The following is a 253-nucleotide window of genomic DNA, read 5'->3' on the forward strand; positions in this document are numbered from 1 at the left end:
GTAATACCTAGTGTTAAAAAGCCCCACGCAGTCATTGTCCAAGGACGTGACCATTTAGCCCACGTGTTATCAAGCTTGCCAGTTAATAGCGCAGCAATAGCAAAAGAGAAAGCAACTGATAGCCCTACATAACCCATGTAGAGTAATGGCGGGTGAATAATCATGCCCGGATCTTGAAGCAACGGATTTAAATCACGCCCTTCTACCGGGAAATAAGGAAGTAGGCGCTCAAACGGGCTTGAAAGTAGTAAGG

The 253-nt window shown here is 45.8% G+C and carries 1 protein-coding gene; it reads right to left on the bottom strand.

What is annotated here, in order from left to right:
- Nucleotides 1–253 (bottom strand): cytochrome c biogenesis protein CcsA (gene ccsA / locus AAEY57_RS20535; RefSeq protein WP_350608728.1); only part of this gene is annotated, 253 nt, incomplete at both ends.

It is taken from the genome of Pseudoalteromonas sp. MER144-MNA-CIBAN-0113, assembly GCF_040308965.1.
GTDB classification, from domain to species: domain Bacteria; phylum Pseudomonadota; class Gammaproteobacteria; order Enterobacterales; family Alteromonadaceae; genus Pseudoalteromonas; species Pseudoalteromonas tetraodonis.